At 71.0% G+C, this 17,657-nt stretch carries 16 protein-coding genes; 5 read left to right on the forward strand and 11 right to left on the reverse strand.

Translation table 11 applies throughout. The features are described 5' to 3' along the window. The 6 genes from VF665_RS05745 to VF665_RS05770 all read right to left on the reverse strand — a co-directional run. A partial coding sequence (locus VF665_RS05745; RefSeq protein WP_414678227.1) for a WD40/YVTN/BNR-like repeat-containing protein occupies positions 1-1,884 on the reverse strand: 1,884 nt, incomplete at its 3' end. A 314-nt stretch (positions 1,885-2,198) separates the two neighbouring features. After that, complete coding sequence (locus tag VF665_RS05750) at positions 2,199-2,738, reverse strand: acyl-CoA thioesterase (RefSeq protein ID WP_331052460.1); 540 nt, start codon at positions 2,736-2,738, stop codon at positions 2,199-2,201. An 829-nt stretch (positions 2,739-3,567) separates the two neighbouring features. Beyond that, positions 3,568-4,548, reverse strand: coding sequence for an NAD(P)H-quinone oxidoreductase (locus VF665_RS05755; RefSeq protein ID WP_331052461.1), 981 nt, complete (start codon positions 4,546-4,548; stop codon positions 3,568-3,570). Beyond that, entirely contained in the window at positions 4,548-6,161 is a 1,614-nt protein-coding gene (locus tag VF665_RS05760; RefSeq protein ID WP_331052462.1) for an N-acetylmuramoyl-L-alanine amidase, read from the reverse strand. The genes VF665_RS05755 and VF665_RS05760 overlap by 1 nt, the downstream gene beginning before the upstream one ends. 131 nt (positions 6,162-6,292) lie before the next feature. Beyond that, complete coding sequence (locus VF665_RS05765; protein WP_331052463.1) at positions 6,293-7,654, reverse strand: cobyrinate a,c-diamide synthase; 1,362 nt, start codon at positions 7,652-7,654, stop codon at positions 6,293-6,295. A 13-nt stretch (positions 7,655-7,667) separates the two neighbouring features. Then, positions 7,668-8,123, reverse strand: coding sequence for a VTT domain-containing protein (locus VF665_RS05770; RefSeq protein ID WP_331052464.1), 456 nt, complete (start codon positions 8,121-8,123; stop codon positions 7,668-7,670). A 222-nt stretch (positions 8,124-8,345) separates the two neighbouring features. On the opposite strand from VF665_RS05770, the gene VF665_RS05775 reads away from it, so the two are divergent. Further along, positions 8,346-8,861 carry a hypothetical protein gene (locus VF665_RS05775; RefSeq protein ID WP_331052465.1) on the forward strand — a complete coding sequence of 172 codons (516 nt, stop codon included), beginning with the start codon at positions 8,346-8,348 and terminating at the stop codon, positions 8,859-8,861. A gap of 186 nt (positions 8,862-9,047) precedes the next feature. Here the strand turns inward: VF665_RS05775 and VF665_RS05780 are convergent, their stop codons facing one another. From VF665_RS05780 to VF665_RS05795, 4 genes are all read right to left on the reverse strand, one after another. After that, entirely contained in the window at positions 9,048-10,619 is a 1,572-nt protein-coding gene (locus VF665_RS05780) for a serine hydrolase (protein WP_331052474.1), read from the reverse strand. 109 nt (positions 10,620-10,728) lie between these two features. After that, positions 10,729-13,371, reverse strand: a complete 2,643-nt coding sequence (locus tag VF665_RS05785) for a M1 family aminopeptidase (RefSeq protein WP_331052466.1) — start codon at positions 13,369-13,371, stop codon at positions 10,729-10,731. Between the two features lie 95 nt (positions 13,372-13,466). Then, the gene (locus VF665_RS05790) at positions 13,467-13,913 is read right to left on the reverse strand and encodes a HigA family addiction module antitoxin (protein WP_331052467.1); all 447 of its coding nucleotides are present in this window, start codon (positions 13,911-13,913) and stop codon (positions 13,467-13,469) included. Positions 13,914-13,940: 27 nt separating this feature from the next. Then, a complete protein-coding gene (locus VF665_RS05795; RefSeq protein ID WP_331052468.1) occupies positions 13,941-14,234 on the reverse strand; it encodes a type II toxin-antitoxin system RelE/ParE family toxin in 294 nt (97 codons plus the stop codon). Positions 14,235-14,457: 223 nt separating this feature from the next. Here VF665_RS05795 and VF665_RS05800 point away from each other — a divergent pair, with 223 nt between their 5' ends. Continuing rightward, positions 14,458-15,096: a hypothetical protein gene (locus VF665_RS05800; RefSeq protein WP_331052469.1), complete on the forward strand. Its 639-nt coding sequence runs from the start codon at positions 14,458-14,460 to the stop codon at positions 15,094-15,096. On the opposite strand, the gene VF665_RS05805 is transcribed toward VF665_RS05800, so the two are convergent. Then, positions 15,062-15,280 (reverse strand): hypothetical protein, encoded by a 219-nt coding sequence (locus VF665_RS05805; protein WP_331052470.1) that lies wholly within the window; start codon positions 15,278-15,280, stop codon positions 15,062-15,064. The two genes, VF665_RS05800 and VF665_RS05805, sit on opposite strands and share 35 nt — an antisense overlap. On the opposite strand from VF665_RS05805, the gene ligD reads away from it, so the two are divergent. The 3 genes from ligD to VF665_RS05820 form a co-directional block, all read left to right on the forward strand. Next, positions 15,270-16,133, forward strand: a complete 864-nt coding sequence (gene ligD, locus VF665_RS05810; protein WP_331052471.1) for a non-homologous end-joining DNA ligase — start codon at positions 15,270-15,272, stop codon at positions 16,131-16,133. The two genes, VF665_RS05805 and ligD, sit on opposite strands and share 11 nt — an antisense overlap. After that, positions 16,130-17,164, forward strand: coding sequence for an ATP-dependent DNA ligase (locus tag VF665_RS05815; protein ID WP_331052472.1), 1,035 nt, complete (start codon positions 16,130-16,132; stop codon positions 17,162-17,164). Before ligD ends, VF665_RS05815 begins: the two co-directional genes overlap by 4 nt. Before the next feature lie 301 nt (positions 17,165-17,465). Then, on the forward strand, positions 17,466-17,657 hold a 192-nt coding region (locus VF665_RS05820), incomplete at its 3' end, for a hypothetical protein (protein WP_331052473.1).

Below are 17,657 nucleotides of genomic sequence, written 5' to 3' on the forward strand. Positions count from 1 at the left end.
CAGCTCGCGCCCGCCCACCGCGGAGGGGAAGGTGCGGGTGGTCCAGCTGGCGCCCCCGTTGGTGGAGGTGCGCACCAGCCCGTCTCGCCCGGTCCCGCTGGCGGACGGCCGCGAGCCCACCGCCACGATGGTGGAGCCGGACGACGCCACGTCACGCAGCGTCTCGCCGCCGTCCGCCGCGTCCAGGCGCTCCGTCCAGGTGGCGCCGTTGTCGGTGGAGCGCAGAAAGAGCATCTCGTCGTTCTCCGCCGATCCCACCGCGTACACGTTGTCCCCATCCACCCAGGCGCCCCGCAGCGTGCGGTCGCGGGCCTCGGTGGCGGTGCTCCACGCGCCGCCGGTGTTGCGCAGCACCAGCCCCGGCCCGCCCACGGCGAACACGTCGCCGGCCGCCGTGCCCCACACGCTGGTCACGCCGTTGCCGCCCGCGCTGGGGAGAACGGATTCGGTCCAGGTGGCTCCGCCGTCCGTGCTGCGGTACACCACGCTCTTGTTCAGCCCGTTGACGTCCTCGCCGATGCCGACCGCCCACGCGTTGAGGCCGGACGCCCACACGCCGCCCATGCTGCGCAGCGTGGTGGAGGGGATCACCGTCTCCTGCCAGGTCGGGCCCGCGTCCGTGGAGCGCAGCAGGACCGCCGAGTACTCATTGGCCGCCGAGACGCGCAGGCCGGACACGTAGACGGTGCCCCCCGCGGCCCAGACGCCGGTAAAGCGCTGGTTGGCGCCGGCCACCGCGCGCAGCGTCTCGGTCCACGCGCCGTCGCCGGCGGCGCGGCGCAGGATGAGCCCAGCGTACGAGTTGTCCGCCTGCTGCTGAAAGCCGACGACGAAGTCGGAATCCGCGCTCACCGCCACCGCGTTGTACTGCCGGCCCTTGCCCCCGGTCTGCGTGGCGGGCGTCCAGCTGAGGCCGTCGTCCGTAGACCGCGAGACCAGCCCCTCGTACACGCCGCCGTTCAGCTTCCATCCCACGGCCAGGGCGCGCGCGGCGGAGCCGGACACGCCCAGGTAGCCGCGGTCCGTCAGGCCCGTGGTGACCACGCTCCAGTTCCCGCCGTCGGAGCGCAGCAGCGTGCCGCCCGCGCCCGCGGCCAGCATGGTGCCGGTCTGGCCGCCGGTGATTCCGCGGAGGTCGTAGCCGGTGGGGCTGGTCATGGATTCCCAGCTGTTGCCGTCAAAGTGGGTGATGGTGCCCCGGGCGCCCACCGCGTACACGTTGTTGGCCGAAGTCCCCCACACGCCGCTGTACAGGATGGACGACACGGGCGACCCGCCCTGCACCCGCGACCAGCGCAGAATGGCCTGCTCGGCGGGAAGCATGGCGTCCACGTACACCGAGAAGGTGAAGTTCTGCACGTCGCCCTGCAGCGCGAACTCCCAGGTGCGGGGCTGGCTGATGGCGCGGGGCTGCAGGATTCCGGGGTAGGCGTAGTAGGCCTGGTTGTCCGCCGTAAAGGAGCTCGATCCGTCCGCCGACACCTCTACGGAGCCGGTGCCGGACGTCACGGCGGGAGGCGCCACAAAGAACACGCGGACCCCCAGGGGGAGCGTGCCGTCGGGCGTGCCGATGGGCAGATCCAGCAGGTTCTGGACGGTAACGTCCACGTTGAAGATGCCGGTCTGGTCGTGGTACACCAGGTTGCTGCTGGCCAGGCGCACGTGCGTGCCCTGCCCGCCCACGATCACGTTGCGCGAGCCGGAGCCGGTGGGGGCGGGCGCGGCGCAGGTCATCTGCGCGGCGGCCCGGCTGACCTGGCAGTCGATGCGGGTGAGGTTGGCGGGATCGGGGGCGGCGGGGCCGCTGGGGAGGTGGTCGGTGCAGGCGCAGAGCGCCAGCAGCGCGGCCACGGCGGTGCCGTGGCGCACAGGGGTGCGGAACATCATGGAGAAATTGCGTTTTTTGGGAAAAGCGGGAAGGGGACCGGCAGAACAAACACGCGGACTTCCAGCACGCCGAGCGGAGGCGATGGATGCAGAACGGCCCGGCATCGCTGGGTTCTCGATGCCGGGCCGGAAGAGCGCCGCGCAGAGAGAGTCCGGAATTCTACTCCGGATGCACCTCTGCTGTCAATGCTGATACCATCTGTTCCTCCGGCCGGGCGGGCGAACGGCACCGCCACCTTTGTCCAACCCTTTGCAGACACCCGGTTTGCAAGTTTGCCCCGCCGCGCTGCGCCGCGGACGGGGCCGCGGGTTCAGGACGCGGAGCGCTTGCGGCGGCGGTTTAGGCGTTCTTCACGGCGCTGGCGGCCGGCCTCGTTGCGGCGCTTTTCCTCGTCCGTTTCGGGAATGACGCCGGGGACGCGGGCGGGGCGGCCGTTTTCGTCCAGGGCAACGAAAGTGGCGTAGCAGGTGTTGGTGTGGCGTTCCACCCCGGTGATGGGGTTCTGGGCCAGCACCTTGACTCCGATCTCCATGCTGGTCTGCCCCGTGAAGTTCACGGAGGCGTGGGCGATCACCAGCTCGCCGATGTAGATGGGCTCGTTGAACTCCACCTCGTCGAAGCTCTTGGTGACCACGGGGCGGCCGGCGTGCTTCATGGCGCAGAACGCCGCCGCGCGGTCAATGAAGCCCAGCAGCACGCCGCCGAACAGGGTGCCGGCCACGTTCTGGCTCTGGGGCTCGGCGAGGTCGGCGAAGGTGACCTGCGAATCGCGCACGGGGCGCGGCTTGTCGGCGTCGGGGGGCGGGGTGTTGAGGTAGATCTCCACCGGGCGGATCATCCGGTTCGTCATGCGTGCTCCGTGCTTCTGATGTGTGGATCGGGAGGCACAACATGGCGAGGCGGTCCCCCGGGCAACAGGGCGGCCCCCACCCTGGCCGGCCCTGCTGGGCGTTCGGGGCTTCGACTGCAGCACGCGAGAGAAGCTCGGGACGCGCCGCGGGCTCCAGGGCGGCCCCCACCCGGGTTCGCATTACTCACCCACCCTCCCCCAAAACGGACTGGGGGAGGGTTGTCGGGGCGGACGGGTTCCGTGTGGGGTGGCGGAGATTGGCGCGGCGGAGGGTGTGCCGAGCAAATGAATTTGCCGCAACAACAGCGGAAAGTCTTCCCGAACAGACGGGAAGACTTCACCTGCACGGGGGAAGGTAGGCGCGCGGGTGGCAGATCTTGTCGCCGCCGTGGGTGTGCTGAGCGAGTGAACTCGCCGCAACAACGGCTGAAAGCCTCACGGTACTGCTGTGAGGCTGCACCTGCGCGGGCGATGGGTTTGGTGGGGGCGCGCCTGAGCGGATGAATCCGCCGCTCAGGAAGCGGTAAGCCCCGACTCGTGGCCGCTGACGCGTCCACGCTCGGGGCTTCAACTGCACGAGGCCGGAGGAATCCGGCGCGGGTTCTCCCCTCTCCGTGCGGCAGTTTGCACGGGGAGGGGCCGGGGAGGGGCGCCGTTGGGGTGTGCCCCCTCTCCCACATCTGTTCGTGGGAGAGGGTGGCGAGCTTTAGCGAGCCGGGTGAGGGCCCCATCCCGCCGCCGCGCAATCCCCCGCCGTCCCGCCGTTCACTTTCGTACTTTCGTACTCTCGTACTTTCGTACTTCAGTTCCGCACCCCGCACTCCGCACTCTACCACGTCAACACAATCTTCCCAAAACTCTCATTGCTCTCCATCCGCTCGTGCGCCTTGCGCACCTGCGAGAACGGAAAGGTGCTGTCCACCACGGGGCGAATGCGCCCGGAGCTGATCAGCGGCAGCACCGCGCCGCTGAACTCGCGCGCCAGCGCGATCTTTTCCTCCAGCGGCCGGCTGCGCAGCACGGTGCCGAACATGTGGATGCGGCGGCGCAGCAGCAGCCCCAGATCTACCTCCACCTTGCTCCCGCCCGTCGTTCCCACAACGACCACGCGGCCGCGGAGGGCCACCACGCGCAGGCTGGCCTCCAGCAGCGGCCCGCCCACCAGGTCCATCACCGCGTGCACGCCGCTGCCGTACGTCGCCTGGTTCACCGCCTCGGCCAGGTCCTCCTTCGTGGTGTCCACCCCGATCTCCATCCCCAGCTCCGCCGCGCGCTTCAGCTTGCCGGCGGAGCGCGAGGTCCCGATCACCGTGGCGCCCGCGGCCCCGGCCAGCTGCACCGCCGCCGTCCCCACGCCGCTGCCGACGGCGAGGACGAGCAGCCGCTCGCCCACGGTAAGGTCCAGCTGGCGGAACAGCGCGTCGTACGAGGTCAGGAACGCTTCCGGAATGGCGGCGGCCTCCTCCCACGACAGGTTCTGGGGAATGCGGATCCCCTCGCGCTCGTGCACCACCACGTACTCCGCGTGCCCACCGCCGCCCACGATCCCCATCACCCGGTTGCCCACGGCCCACAGCCCCGCGCCCTCGCCCACCGCGTCCACCTCGCCGGCGTACTCCAGGCCGGGAATGTCCGCCGGCGCGCCCGGCGGGGCGGGGTAGGAGCCCCGCCGCTGCAGCAGGTCCGCCCGGTTGAGCGCGCTGGCGTGCACGCGCACCCGGATCTCCCCCGGGCCGGGCTGCGGCACCGGGCGGTCCATCAGCTCCAGCACCTCGGGCCCGCCCGGCTTGGTGATGACGAGCGCCTTCATCAGCGGCCCCCCGCGGCGGCCCGCTCCCGCAGAAACGCCTCGATGCCGCGCACGTGCGCCTCGGCCAGGCGGTCCAGGAACGCCGGGTCGCGCAGCGCCGCCTCCTGCTCGGGAATGGGCATGAAGAGCGATTCCGTGAGCGCGCTGGGCATCCACGTGGGCCGCGCCAGCGCCAGGTTGCTCTGCCGCGCGCCGATGTCGCGAATGCGCGTGACGCCCACGATCTCCCGGTCCAGCGTGGTGGCCAGCGCCGCGGACATCGGGTGGAACCAGTACACGCTCGTCCCCTGCGCCCGGAACGGGTTCTGCCCCTCGCCGAACGCGTTGTTGTGCACGGAGATGAGCAGCTCCGCGTTGGTGCGCACCGCCGTTTCCACGCGCGGGGCGAGCTCCAGCTCCTCGCGCCCCGTGCGGGTGAGGATGACTTCGGCCCCGCGCGCCCGCAGCTTTTCCGCCAGCGGAAGGGAGATGGCCAGGTTGGCGTCACCCTCGTACAGCCCCGTGGGCCCGGTGGCGCCCGCGGGCGGGTGGCCGGGGTCGATCACGATGCGGCGGCCGCGCAGCGGGTTGGACGCGTCGATGGCGGGCGGCCGGCGGATGCGGATCACCAGCGTGCCGTCCGCCTCGTACCACGCCTTGTAGCCCCACGCGGGCGACGACGTCATCACCATGTACTGCGGCGATCCGCCCGCCGCGGTCCCCTGCGCCACGCCGCGGAACCAGGCATCCGGCGCCGGCTCGCTGCGCGGCGCCACGGTCCCGGTAGCGCCGTAGACAGTCACGCGCACCGCGCTGTCGGTGGGCTCCACCAGAAAGGGCCGGCCCGCCGCGGCGATGCGCAGGTCCACCCCGTCCGCCGCGCGCACCAGCCGCGCCGCCGCGATCGTGCCGTCCGCGGGCGCCGCCGTCGTAGTGTCGGCGAGCCCCACTTTGTCCGCGTCCACCCAGGCCTCGGTGGAGGGGTCCAGCCGCACCCGGTACTGGGTGCCGCGCCGCTCCACCACGCTCAGCCGCGCGCCGCGGGGAAAGAACCAGCGGTACGTGCCCGTGGGCGTGGGCCGGGCGTAGATGGCGTCGGAGCCGGTGGCCAGCGTGTCGCCGCCGCGATTCACCGTGGCCAGCCGCGCGGTGGCGTACACGGCGTTGGCCGGCGCGCCCGATGCGCCCGTGCCGGTGGACCCGGTGGCGGGCGCCGCGTAGGCGATCTCGCGCGTCACTTCCTGCCCGCCCAGCGTGGCCCGCAGCCGCCAGGTGCGGTCCGCGGGGCGCGGCAGGTAGGCGATGAACGCGCCGTTGGGTGCGACGGCGACGGGGGTGCCGTTGATCTCCAACCCCGCCCGGCCGTTGCCCACGGAACCGTAGATGATGATGCTGTCCGACCGCGGCTGCGCGCCCCCGCCGCTGGGCTCGATGACGCGGATGGCGAGCGCGCCGTTCACCGCGGGGATGGCGGGAAGGGCGGGGCTCACCGGCACGTAGTCGATGTGCGTGATGCCGGTGCCCGGCAGGTCGGGGCCGGGGCGCGGCGCGGGGCCCGCGGACGGGCGCGCGGCCGGTCCGCAGGCGGCCAGCAGAACGGCGGAGAGCGCCAGCGGCGCAAGAATGCGGTGCATCAGGAGCATCCGGAACCGGAGTGAAGCGCGGCGAAGGGCCCGCGCGGGCTTCGTTCGGCGGGCGACACTGCAAGGTGCGGGCAACCCGCTCCTCACCCGCTCCAGCGCTTGCATTTTCCGGTGGATGAACGTCAGCGCCGGTGGGCGGCGGCGCGATGGACGAAGCGGGACGCCATCCGCGGATCCGCGCCCCAGTGCAGGTGCAGATACGTGGCGATCACGTTCCCCACCGCCGACACGAATCCCTCCGCCGCGCCGGTGTCCAGCCGGTACGCGGGGTGGTCCGGCGGGGCGTCGCGCGTGGAGTGGTGGAACTCGTGGCCGCGCACCGTCCATCCTCTTTCCGCCACGGGCGAGTCCGCCAGCGCCTCGGCTTCCCGGTAGCCGAGGGTCAGCCCGCCCAACGCGGAGGTGCCCGGGATCACGCCGGCCATGGCGTGCCGCGCGCCGTCCCCGTCCACCAGCCACTCGGCGAGATACATCAGCCCGCCGCACTCGGCCACGACGGGGCGGCCGGAGGCGGCAAAGGCGCGCACGGACTCCAGCATCGATCCGTTTGCCGCCAGCGCCGCGGCGTGCAGCTCGGGATAGCCGCCTCCCAGGTACAGCCCGTCCGCGTCGGGAACCGCTGCGTCCGCGAGGGGGGAGAAGGGGACCAGCTCGGCGCCCGCGTCCCGCAGCAGGTCCAGGTTTTCGGGATAGTAGAAGTTGAAGGCGCGGTCCCGCGCCACCGCGATCCGCGCCCGCGTCCCCGTCACCCGCGCGGGGAGCGGGTCGGCGAAGGCGGGAAGCGCGCCCGCGGACCGGGCGACGCGGACGATGGCGTCGGTGTCCAGCGTGGCGCGGGCGAGCTCGCGGAGGCGCGCCACGTCCAGCGGCCGCTCCGCCGCGGTGGTGAGCCCCAGGTGCCGCTCGGGCAGGCGGATGGCGTCGTCCGCCGGCAGCCAGCCGAGGACGGGAACGCCCGCCTGCAGCACGGCGTCGCGGCAGAGCGCGAAGTGCCCTTCGCCCGCGCAGCGGTTCAGAATCACGCCGGCCAGCGGCAGGTCCGGCGCGAGCGTGTGAAGGCCATACGCCACCGCCGCCGCCGTCCGCCCCATCGTCCACACGTCAATGACGGCGATCACCGGCGCGCGCAGCAGGCGGGCCACGTGCGCCGTCGACCCCTCGTCCGTGGCGCCGCGCCCGTCGAACAATCCCATCATCCCCTCGACGACGGCGACGTCCGCGGCGTTGCGGCCGGTGATCGCGCGGCGGAAGAGGGCGAGCAGCGTGTCCGGTGGCAGCAGCCACGCGTCCAGGCTGCGCCCCGGCCGCCCCGCCGCCGCGTGATGGTGGGCGGGATCGATGTAGTCCGGCCCCGCCTTGAACGGCGCGACGCGAAAGCCCCGCTCGGCGAGCAGGGCCATGATCGCCGCGGCGACGGTCGTTTTTCCCTGCCCCGTGCCCGCGGCGGCCACCACCAGCCGCGGCACTCCTTCGACCGTCCCCATCAATCGATGCACGTCAGTGGATCCACGGCTTCACCAGCTGCGGAGCGAGCACGATGACGGCGAAGCGAAAGAAGCGGCCCACCAGGCCGATGATGAGGAAGAGCCACAGGTTCATCCGCGCGGCGCCCGCCACCAGCGTCATGAGCACGAAGGGCGGAAAGCCGAGGAACGCGCTGAGGAACATCACCGACCCGCCGGACTTGGGGCGCGTGGCGATGTACTCGTTGGCCCGCTTGAGCGCGGTCTGCAGGTGCCTGCCGGGGAGCTTTACGGCGCCTGTCCCGGCGTAGTAGACGAGCACCTTTCCAGCCATCTGCCCCAGCGCCGCGGCCAGCGCCAGCGGCAGCGCGAACGCCTTGGGCGCGAGCGCCGCCGCGCCCAGCAGGTAGATTTCGATGGGGATGACGGGAACCACGGCGCTGGCGAACGCGACGCCAAAGGTGGTGAGCCAGGCAAGGAGCAGCGACATCAGGATCCGGGTGCGGGGCGTACGGCCAGGGCGGGAAACGTAACGCCGCGTCCCGGCACGTGCACCGGCACCGGCAAGGACGGCGCCGGAATGGTGATCGTCATCCCCGGCGCGGGCTGGGAATTGCGTCCGGCGGATGGGGAGCGCGGCGCGGCGAACACCGCCCGCCCGTTCCCCCCGGCCGCCGGTGTGGGGCCGTGATCCTCCGTACGGGAGACCGCCATGATCCGTTTCCTTCGCTCCGCCCGCGCGGCGGCGCTGCTGCTTCTGCCGCTGGTGGCCGCCTGCGACCAGGGCCTCCCCACCGTCACCGGCGGCACCAACGTGGAGGGGAGCTACATCCTCTCCTCCGTGCTGGTGGCGCAGGGAGGGGGTACGCCGTCACGCCAGCCCGTTCCGCTGCTGCTGTACCAGGGCCCGCTGACGGTGAACGGCACCACCTTCACCATCCGCTACGAACTGCTTTCCGGCGCGCTGAACCTGGCGCGCGCAGGCGGCACCTACTCGTTCACCGCCACCTACCGCATCACGGAGGTGAACGGCGCCTTTGCGCCGGATTCGCGCACGGTGGCGGAAGCGGGCACCTACCTGTTCGTGAACGGGCAGATCGGCTTTACCCCGGCGCCGGGCCCGGAGCCCCTGCTGTCGCCCGGCGGCACGCTGGCCGGCAGCGAGCTCACCGTGCAGTCGCGCGAGCCGCTGTTCGGCACGCCCGGGACGTACGTTTTTCGGCGATAATGCGGTTCTGCTGAACGGACGAACGGAATTCTCCAACAGAGGCACAGAGACACGGAGAGGAAAGGGAACCGGTATCTCTGTGGCTCCGTGTCTCTGTTGGAGCCCGTCGTTGCTGTCGTTGTTCGATCAAGGAAAGAGCCCCGGCGCACGCTGCTCCGGGGCCCTGTTCTTTACGGACGATGACGATCAGCGCGCGGCGGGCGCGGGGACGAAGTGCAGGTCCTGGTAGTCGAAGCTGAAGTCCGCCAGCGGCGACACGGCCGCCATCTCGAACCCGCCTATGCCGCCCTGTGGCGTAAGGCGGAAGGTGACGTACGCGTCGGGAATGGTGCGGTCGCGCCAGCGCGCGACGAACGTGTCGAAGTGCCAGTGCTCCAGGTCCGCCACGAACGCCGGCGACTTGGCAAAGCGCAGCACCAGCCCGCGCCCTTCCATGGCGAGGGTAGCGCGGCCGTACATGGGGTCGTCGTACGCCTGCGCATAACGCTCCAGCGGCAGCGCGGGCCGCGTGTTGGCGGTGCGCCCCGCCGTGGCCCGGGCCTCCACCTGCGCGGCGTTCTCCTCGCCCGCGCGCGCGGCCGCCGCAAACCCGCCCACCCAGTCCGTGGCGGGCGCGCCCAGGTAGCGGTCCATGATCCACCACGGCACCGCCGTCATGGCGGGGGACTCGCCGTTGGTGAGCATCACGATGCCCAGCTTGAGCTCCGGTACCAGCACCGTGCGCGACGTCATTCCCGCCGCGCCGCCGGTGTGCGTGGCCACCTTCATCCCCCGGTAGTCGCGCAGAAACCAGCCGAGCCCGTACAGGTGAAAGTTGGGCGTATACGCCGCGAGCTGCGGCGCCCCGCCGCCGATGGGAATGGGAGTGACGCCCGTCCACATCTCCCGCGTGCGCGCGGCGCTCCACAGGCGCCGCTCACTCCCGGCGATGCGCCCGCTGTCCAGCTGCGCGATCATCCACCGGGCCAGGTCGTGCACGCTGGCCACGATGGCGGCGGCGGCGGCGTTGTTGTCCATCGTATCCGCCCGCACCACCCGCAGCGCGCCCTGAAAGCGCGAGTGCGGCACCGCCACGTTGCCCCCGGCGGGCGTGCGGCTGGCGAGTGTGACGCTTTCCGTCATCCCCAGCGGGGCGAACATGCGGTCGCGCACGAAGTCTTCCCACCGCTGGCCGGAAACGGCGGCTACCACCTCGCCCGCCACGCCGTAGAGCACGTTGTCGTACGCGTACGCCGAGCGAAAGCTGGTGACCAGCGGCACCACGCGGATGCGCTCCATGACCTCGCGCGGCGAGTAGGTGCTGCGGTACCACAGCAAGTCGCCCGCGCCCAGCCCCATCCCGCTGCGGTGCGTCAGCAGGTCGCGGATGGTGAACTCCCGGGTCGCGTACGGATCGCTCAGGCGAAACCAGGGGAGATGGTCGATGACGCGGTCGTCCCAGCCCAGCTTTCCCTCGTCCACCAGCATGGCGAGCGCGGCGGAGGTGAACGCCTTGCTGTTGCTGGCGATCTGAAAGAGCGTGTGTTCGTCCACCGGGGCCGCCTCGCCCAGCCTGCGCACGCCGAAGCCGCGCTCCATCACCACCCGCCCGTCCTTTACGATGGCGATGGCGGCGCCCGGGACCTGGAACTCGCGCAGCGCGCGCTGCACCTGCGCGTCCAGCTCCGCCTGCGCGAACGGAAGCGCCTGCTGCGCCCCCGCGGGAGCCGCCGCGAGCGCCGCCGCGGCGAGGAATACAATCGAGTTGCGGATACGCATCAAGGGATGGGGCTTGGGTTTGGTGTACGGGCGTTGCCGGGCCGCGGATCCAGAGTCGGCCAGGGTGCCCGCGTGTAAAAACTGCGGCATGTTCGGAATCACGCGGCGGTTACCTGACCCCCGTCGCCGCCGCGCGGATGCGGACGGTGCGCTCCAGCTCGTCGCGGGATTGCAGAACCTTGCGGCGCACGTCCAGCGGCAGGTCCGGGTTCTCGGCCAGGTAGCGGTCCACGAACGCCAGTGCCTCCGGGCTGCTCTGCCCTCCCACGAACGACGCGATCCACCGCGGAAGAAAGAAGATGCGGCGGTTGTCGCGAATCCACACCAGCCGGTCCAGCGAGCGGCGCAGAAACGGGAGCGTAAGCTCCGACTGCTGCGGCGCGTTGAAGGTGCCCGCCGCCGCCGTGACCCACTCCTCGTTCAGCGCCGGATCGTCCAGAAAGCGCCCGAACAGCTCCGCCTTTGCGGCCGCGGACGGCACCGCCCCCTGCGCCACGAACGCACGCCGCGGCGACTCCGCGCTGGTGTCGCGCGCCGCCTCCGCCGCAATGAGCCGCGCCGGGTCCGGCTCGCCGAGCGACACCAGCCGCTCCACGATGCTCCACCGCGTGGGCTGCCGCACCGCCGCGCCGTCGAACGTGCGCGTGCCGGCCAGGTACTCGCGCAGCACCGCGCGTCCCTCTTCCGTCCGCGCCGTTCCCGCCAGCCAGTCCAGGCTCGCCTTGCGCGCGCCGTACCCCAGCCGCGCGTCCGTCGTCCTCGCCAGCAGCAGGCGCTCCCATTCCGCGGAAAGCGCCGCGCCGCGCGCGTCCGGCAGGTAGGTGGAGATCGCGGTCCACGCGCGCCCCATGTTGAGCCCGGCGATCTGCTCGTCCGCCTCGGCGGGAAGCTCGCGCAGCGCCGTGGCGGCGTACGCGGCGGGGTCCATGCGCCCCTCGCGCACCTCGTCCCACAGCGCGCCCCACAGCATGGCGCGGCGCAGCCCGTCCCGCTCGCGGCCCACGTTCGCCGCCACGTGGCGCGCGCTGGCGCTGTCCAGCAGAAACAGGCCGTAGCCGTAGTCGCCCTCGTTGCTCCACACGTACTCCGGCGCGGGGAGCCCCGCCGCCTCGCGCACCTCCGTCACCGGGCCGGTGAACGAGACGGGGATCACCGTGTCGCGCCCGCCGCCGTACGCCAGGCGCACCAGCACGCGCCCCGGCCACCATCCCCCCGGATCGCCGGGCAGGTCGCGCGCGGGGCGCTGGTGCAGCGTGAGCCCGTGGATGCGCCCGCCGCGCACGTCCACCCGCGTCTCCACCACGGGCATTCCCGCGCGCAGGATGTACTGCTCGCCGAACCGCTCCAGCGAGGTGCCGGACGTTTGCTGCACGGCGGCCAGCAGGTCGCGCCAGGTGGCGTTGCCGTATGCGTGGCGCTTCAGAAAGAGCGTGAGCCCGGCCCGGAACGCCGAATCGCCCACCATGAAGTTGAGCTGCTTCAGGATGGCGGGTGCCTTGTTGTATACGATGGGGCCGTAGTTGCTCTTGGCCAGGTCCAGGTTGGGCAGGTCCTGCCACACCGGCGTGGTGCCGGAGGTCTGGTCGGTGGCGTACGCCAGCGGCTTGTTGCGCAGGTAGAAGCTCTTCCACGCCTCGCTGCCCGGATCCAGCTCGTCCTGAATGCGGGCCGCCATGTACGTGCTGAACCCCTCCTTGAGCCACAGGTCGTCGAACCACCGCATGGTCACCAGGTCGCCGAACCACTGGTGCGCCACCTCGTGGTAGATGGTGCTCTTGCGCCCGATCTGCTGGTTTAGGGTGGGCGCCTCGCGAAAGACGAACTGGCTTTCGTTGTAGAACACCGCGCCCACGTGCTCCATGCCGCCGAAGGGAAAGGCGGGCGCGAGCAGCATGTCGAACTTGGCGAAGGGAAAGGGGACGCCGAAGTACCCTTCCAGCCACCGCACGGCCCGCCGGTTGGCCTGCATCAGCGTGTCGGCGTCCACCTCGCCCGCGCGGCTGGCCCGGGCGTACAGGGTGATGGGGAGCCCGTCCTGGTCCGACGTCCACGTGCGCCACGGCCCTGCGGCGAACGCGGCCAGGTAGGTGCTGATGGGCTCCGTTTCCGCAAAGGTCCACCGCCGCGCCGCTCCCGCCGGCTCCGGCGAGCCCGGCCCGTTGGCCAGCACCTTCCACCCCGCGGGCGCGGTGATGGCCACGCGAAAGCGCGCCTTGAGGTCCGGCTGGTCAAAGGAGGGAAAGAGCTGGTTGGCGTCCGCCGGCACCAGCAGCGTGTACAGGTAGCGCGACTGGTCCGCCGTGTCGTCCGCGCGAATGATGCTTGCCCCCGCCGGGGCGATGCGGGCGGTGAACGCGGCGGTCACGGTGTTCTGCCCCGTGCGCAGCCGCGCGGCGGGAATGCGGATGTGCCCGTTGCGCCACTCCGCGTCGGGCGCGGGCGCGCCGTTCACGGACACGGCGCCCAGCACGGGCCCGCGAAAGTCCAGGATCAGGTCGCCCGCGCCCGGCGCCCGCACGACGTCCACCTGCACCCGGCCGGGCGCGCTGTCCGCGGCGGTCACGTCCAGCTCCAGCCCGTAGCGCACGTCGCGCAGCGTGGCCGCGCGGCTTCGCGCCAGCTCGGCGCTCACGCCGGGCTGCATGAGCGCGGACGGGGGCGCGGCGCTCACGGCCGCCTGCCCCGCCAGCGCGGGCGCGGCGAGGGACAGTGGAGCGAGGACCAGCGGAAGCAGCGCATGACGACGGTTCATCGGCGGTACCACGGAATCGCGCAGCCGCCGCGGTCCGTCCGCGATCCGCGGGGTGGAGCGCAGGCCGGCCGCTGAAGAAAGAGATCGTCCCGGAACTATAGACGGGCCCGCCGGGCGGCAACAGGGGCCGCAACCGCGACCCCCGCCGCGACTTCGTCCATCTTCTCCTCGTCGTCCTCCGGGTGTTCTTCCCACTGCATGGGCTCGATCTCCATGATCGTAGCGGCTGCCGGAGCATGGATGGCGTGGTACAGATCCCAGCCGGTCTGCAGCCCCAGCCAGAAATCCGCGGTGGTGCCCAGAAAGCGCGCAAGCCGCAGCGCCGTGTCCGCCGTCATCCCACGGCGGCCATGAACGAGTTCGTTCAGCCGCACGTACGAAACGCCGATCCGCCGCGCGAACTCCGCCTGGCTCATCCCCATCGGCTCCAGAAATTCGCACAGCAGCATCTCGCCCGGGTGCGTGGGCGGGCCATAGATGGGAAGGTTGCGGTATACGTGCTTGTAGAGCGGCGGTGCGTCCGGGGGCGTCTGCAAAGGCATGCTTTCTCCAATCTGATGAAGCGGGGATCAGTGGTAATCCAGAATCTGGACCTCGGTCGCGTTCCCCTCAAAGAACCAGAAGCGGATTCGATACTGATCGTTGATCCGGATGCTGTGGTAGCCCAAGTGGTCGCCTCTCAGAAGCTCGAGCCTGTTTCCAGGCGGCGACCTGAGATCCTCGATCACCCTCGCATCGGCGATCTGCCCGAGCTTGCGCCGGGCGGCCGGCCAGAGAACTCGGGGGCACGCCCGCCGCGCGGCTTGAGAATCCCGCTGGATGTAGATGTCGTAGGTACCATCATCCGCGAACGACTTGATCATCTTGTGCGCGAGGTGAGGGGGATGGGGGAACCCGCTGCACCTCTCGCGTTGTCCAGATTATAATGAGGTCCGTTATACTCCGCAAGCCCGGCGAGCGATGCGCCGACAATCTCTCGCGACGCGCGCAAAGCCCGCAATGGCTTGGATTTAAGAGATCCGCACGGTGGCGGAAAGTGAACGTGGTGTTCGGACGGGCACAGCTCCTGCCTGTGCGGATTGCCCTATGAATACGCCAAAAATCTTTCTTCTGTCGCCCGCGTACAGCGGCGGAAAGCGCGGCCAGATGCTGCTGCGGGAGGCCGCAACCTTTCCTCTCGCGACACGGCTGCGCTCAACGGAGGGGGCCGAGCTGGGGGACGTCTTCAGCTTTCTGAGCGGATTGTACTTTCGCGGCAAGATCGCGTACGCCCGGGCGTTCGCCGCCCCGCCGCCCCCCATGCCCGGCGCGCTGGTGATTACGCCCACGCGGGGGCTGGTGCCGGCGGAGTCGCGCATCGGGGCGGAGGTGCTGCGCGAGTTCGCCGAGCAGGGCGAGGTGGCGCTGGACAACGCGCGGTACCGGGGGCCGCTGGAGGAGCACGCCCGCGCGATGGTGGCCGCCTGCCCGGCGGACACGGCATTCGTCCTGCTGGGGAGCATTGCATCCGGCAAGTACGTGGACGTGCTCACCGCCATCATGGGCGAGCGGCTGCTTTTTCCCACCGACTTCGTGGGGCGCGGCGACATGAGCCGCGGCGGGCTCATGCTGCGCGCCGCGGCGGACGGCCCGGAGTTGGCGTACGCACCGGTGCTGGGCGCCGTTCGCCATGGCACCCGTCCGCCCAGGCTCACACCCCGAAGGTGGAAACAGGCCGACCCATGACGCCACGCTCCACACCGGCCACCGCCGGCGCAAAAGCATCCCCGCCGGCGCGAAAGCCCGCCGCAAAGAAGGCGACGGCTGCCAGGGCCGCCAGCGTCCCCGACGCGGAGGCCACGCCGGACATCATCCCGCGCAGCGGCAGGGCGTGCGAGGTGCGCGTGGGCGGGCGGGCGGTGAACCTCACCAATCTGCAGAAGCCGTTCTGGCCGGAGCTGGGCATCACCAAGGCCGACCTGCTGCGCTACTACGTCGCCGTATCCCCGTATCTGCTTCCCCACCTCGTCGACCGGGCGATGGTGATGAAGCGCTACCCCAACGGGTGGAACGGCAAGTTCTTCTTCATGAAGCGCACGCCGGAGCATGCGCCCTCGTGGCTGAAGACGTGCGCCATCGAGCACGCCAGCAAGAGCGTCATCGACTTTCCGCTGGTGAACCATCTCGCCGCGCTGCTGTGGGTGGTGAACCTGGGGTGCATTGACCTGAACCCCTGGTACGCCCGCTGCGACGACGTGGACCGGCCGGATTACCTGCACTTTGACCTGGACCCCGTTCCCGGCGCCGACTTCGCGAAGGTGCGGCAGACGGCGCTGATGGTGCGCGACAACCTCAAGAAGCTGGGGATGACCTCGTACGCCAAGACGACGGGCTCGTCCGGCATTCACGTCTACGTGCCCATCGTACGCGGGCCCGCGCAGAAGCAGGTGTGGGGCTTTGCCAAGGAGTTCGCGCGGGCCATGGAAACGCTGGACCCCGCGCTGGTGACGGCGGAGTACCGCATCGCCAAGCGGCCGCGCGGGCGGGTGCTGGTGGACTACAACCAGAACGCCTGGGGGCGCACGCTGGCCTCCATCTACTCCGTGCGCCCCAAGCCCGGCGCCACGGTGTCCATGCCGGTCACCTGGGACGAGGTGGAAAAGGGAGTGGAGCTGGAGGAGTTCACCCTGCTGAACGCGCCCGCCCGGCTGGCCCGCACGGGCGACCTGTGGAAGCCGCTCACCCAGAAGCGCGGCCGCTTCAACCTGGGGGAACTGCTGTGAACCTGCCCCTGGACACCGGCTACGCGGCGGCGGAAAGCGAGCCGCGCGACGAGATCCCCGTGGGCCCCGAGTGGCAGTACGAGCCCAAGTGGGATGGATTCCGCTGCCTGGCGTTTCGCGACGGCGACGAGGTGGATCTGCGCAGCAAGGCCGGTAAGCCGCTCGCCCGCTACTTTCCCGACGTGGCGGACGCGCTCCGCTCGCTGCGCGCCAGCCGCTTCGTGCTGGACGGCGAGATCGTGATCCCCGTCTCCGGCTCGCTCTCGTTTGAGGAACTGCAGCTTCGGCTGCACCCCGCGGAAAGCCGGGTGCGCAAGCTGGCCGCGGCGCACCCCGCCACCCTCGTTGCCTTTGACCTGCTCCTGGGCGCGCGCGGCGGCCCGCTGGTGGACCGCCCGCTGCGCGAGCGGCGCGCAAAGCTGCAGGCGTTTGCGGACCAGTTCTTTGCGGAGCGCGTCGCCCTTTCGCCCGTGACGGCCGACGCGGAGCAGGCGCGCGCGTGGCTGCAGCAGGGGGAAAAGGGGCTGGACGGGGTGATGGCCAAGCGGCTGGACCTGCCCTACCGCTCCGGCGAGCGCACGGGGATGGTCAAGGTCAAGAACGTCCGTACGGCGGACTGCGTGGTGGGCGGCTTTCGCTACGCGCAGAAGGAGCGCGTGGTGGGCTCGCTGCTGCTGGGGCTGTACGATGACGAGGGAAAGCTGAACCACGTGGGGTTCTGCTCCAGCATGAGCCGCGCGGATCGAAAGGAGCTTACGGCCCGGCTGGAGTCGCTGCGCGGGGCGCCCGGCTTTACCGGGTCGGCGCCGGGCGCGGAGAGCCGCTGGACGCGGATGGGGGACCGCTCCACGGAGTGGGAGCCGCTGCGTTCGGAGCTGGTGGTGGAGGTGAGCTACGACCACTTCACGGGCGGGCGCTTTCGCCACGGCACCGGGTTTGTGCGCTGGCGGCCGGACAAGGCGCCGGAGCAGTGCACCTACGCCCAACTAGGCACCGCCGGCCGCGAGTCGCTGCGGCTGCTGGGAGTCTGACGCGGCGCGCCGCGCGGGTTGCGGCACTGCGCGGCCGCGGGACTGCGCCCTGTCGCGCCGCTGCGCACTGCGCGTTGCGCGCCTGAAAACGGAGTGGCGCCACATTTTGTCATCCTGAGCGGAGCGCTGCACCGACTCTTCCGCCGCGCCGAACTGTGGCGCGGAGTCGAAGGATCTACTTTCCGCCGAGCCACCGTCGCGACACGCACACCCGTTCTCACCGGCGAAGCAGATCCTTCGTCGGCGCCAGGACTCGGCGTGGCGAACCGTGCCTAAGGCGCCTCCTCAGGATGGCAAGTTCATGCGCGGCAAAGGCTTGGGCGCACAAACACCTGTCATCCTGATCGGAGCGCTGCGCCGGACCTTCCGTCGCGTCAAACTGTGGCGCGGAGTCGAAGGATCTACTTTACGCCGAGCCAACGTCGCGACACGCATGCCCGTTCTCACAGGCGAAGCAGATCCTTCGTCGGCGCCAGGACTCGGCGTGGCGGAA

Source organism: Longimicrobium sp. (genome assembly GCF_036387355.1).
In the GTDB taxonomy this organism is placed as follows: Bacteria; Gemmatimonadota; Gemmatimonadetes; order Longimicrobiales; family Longimicrobiaceae; genus Longimicrobium.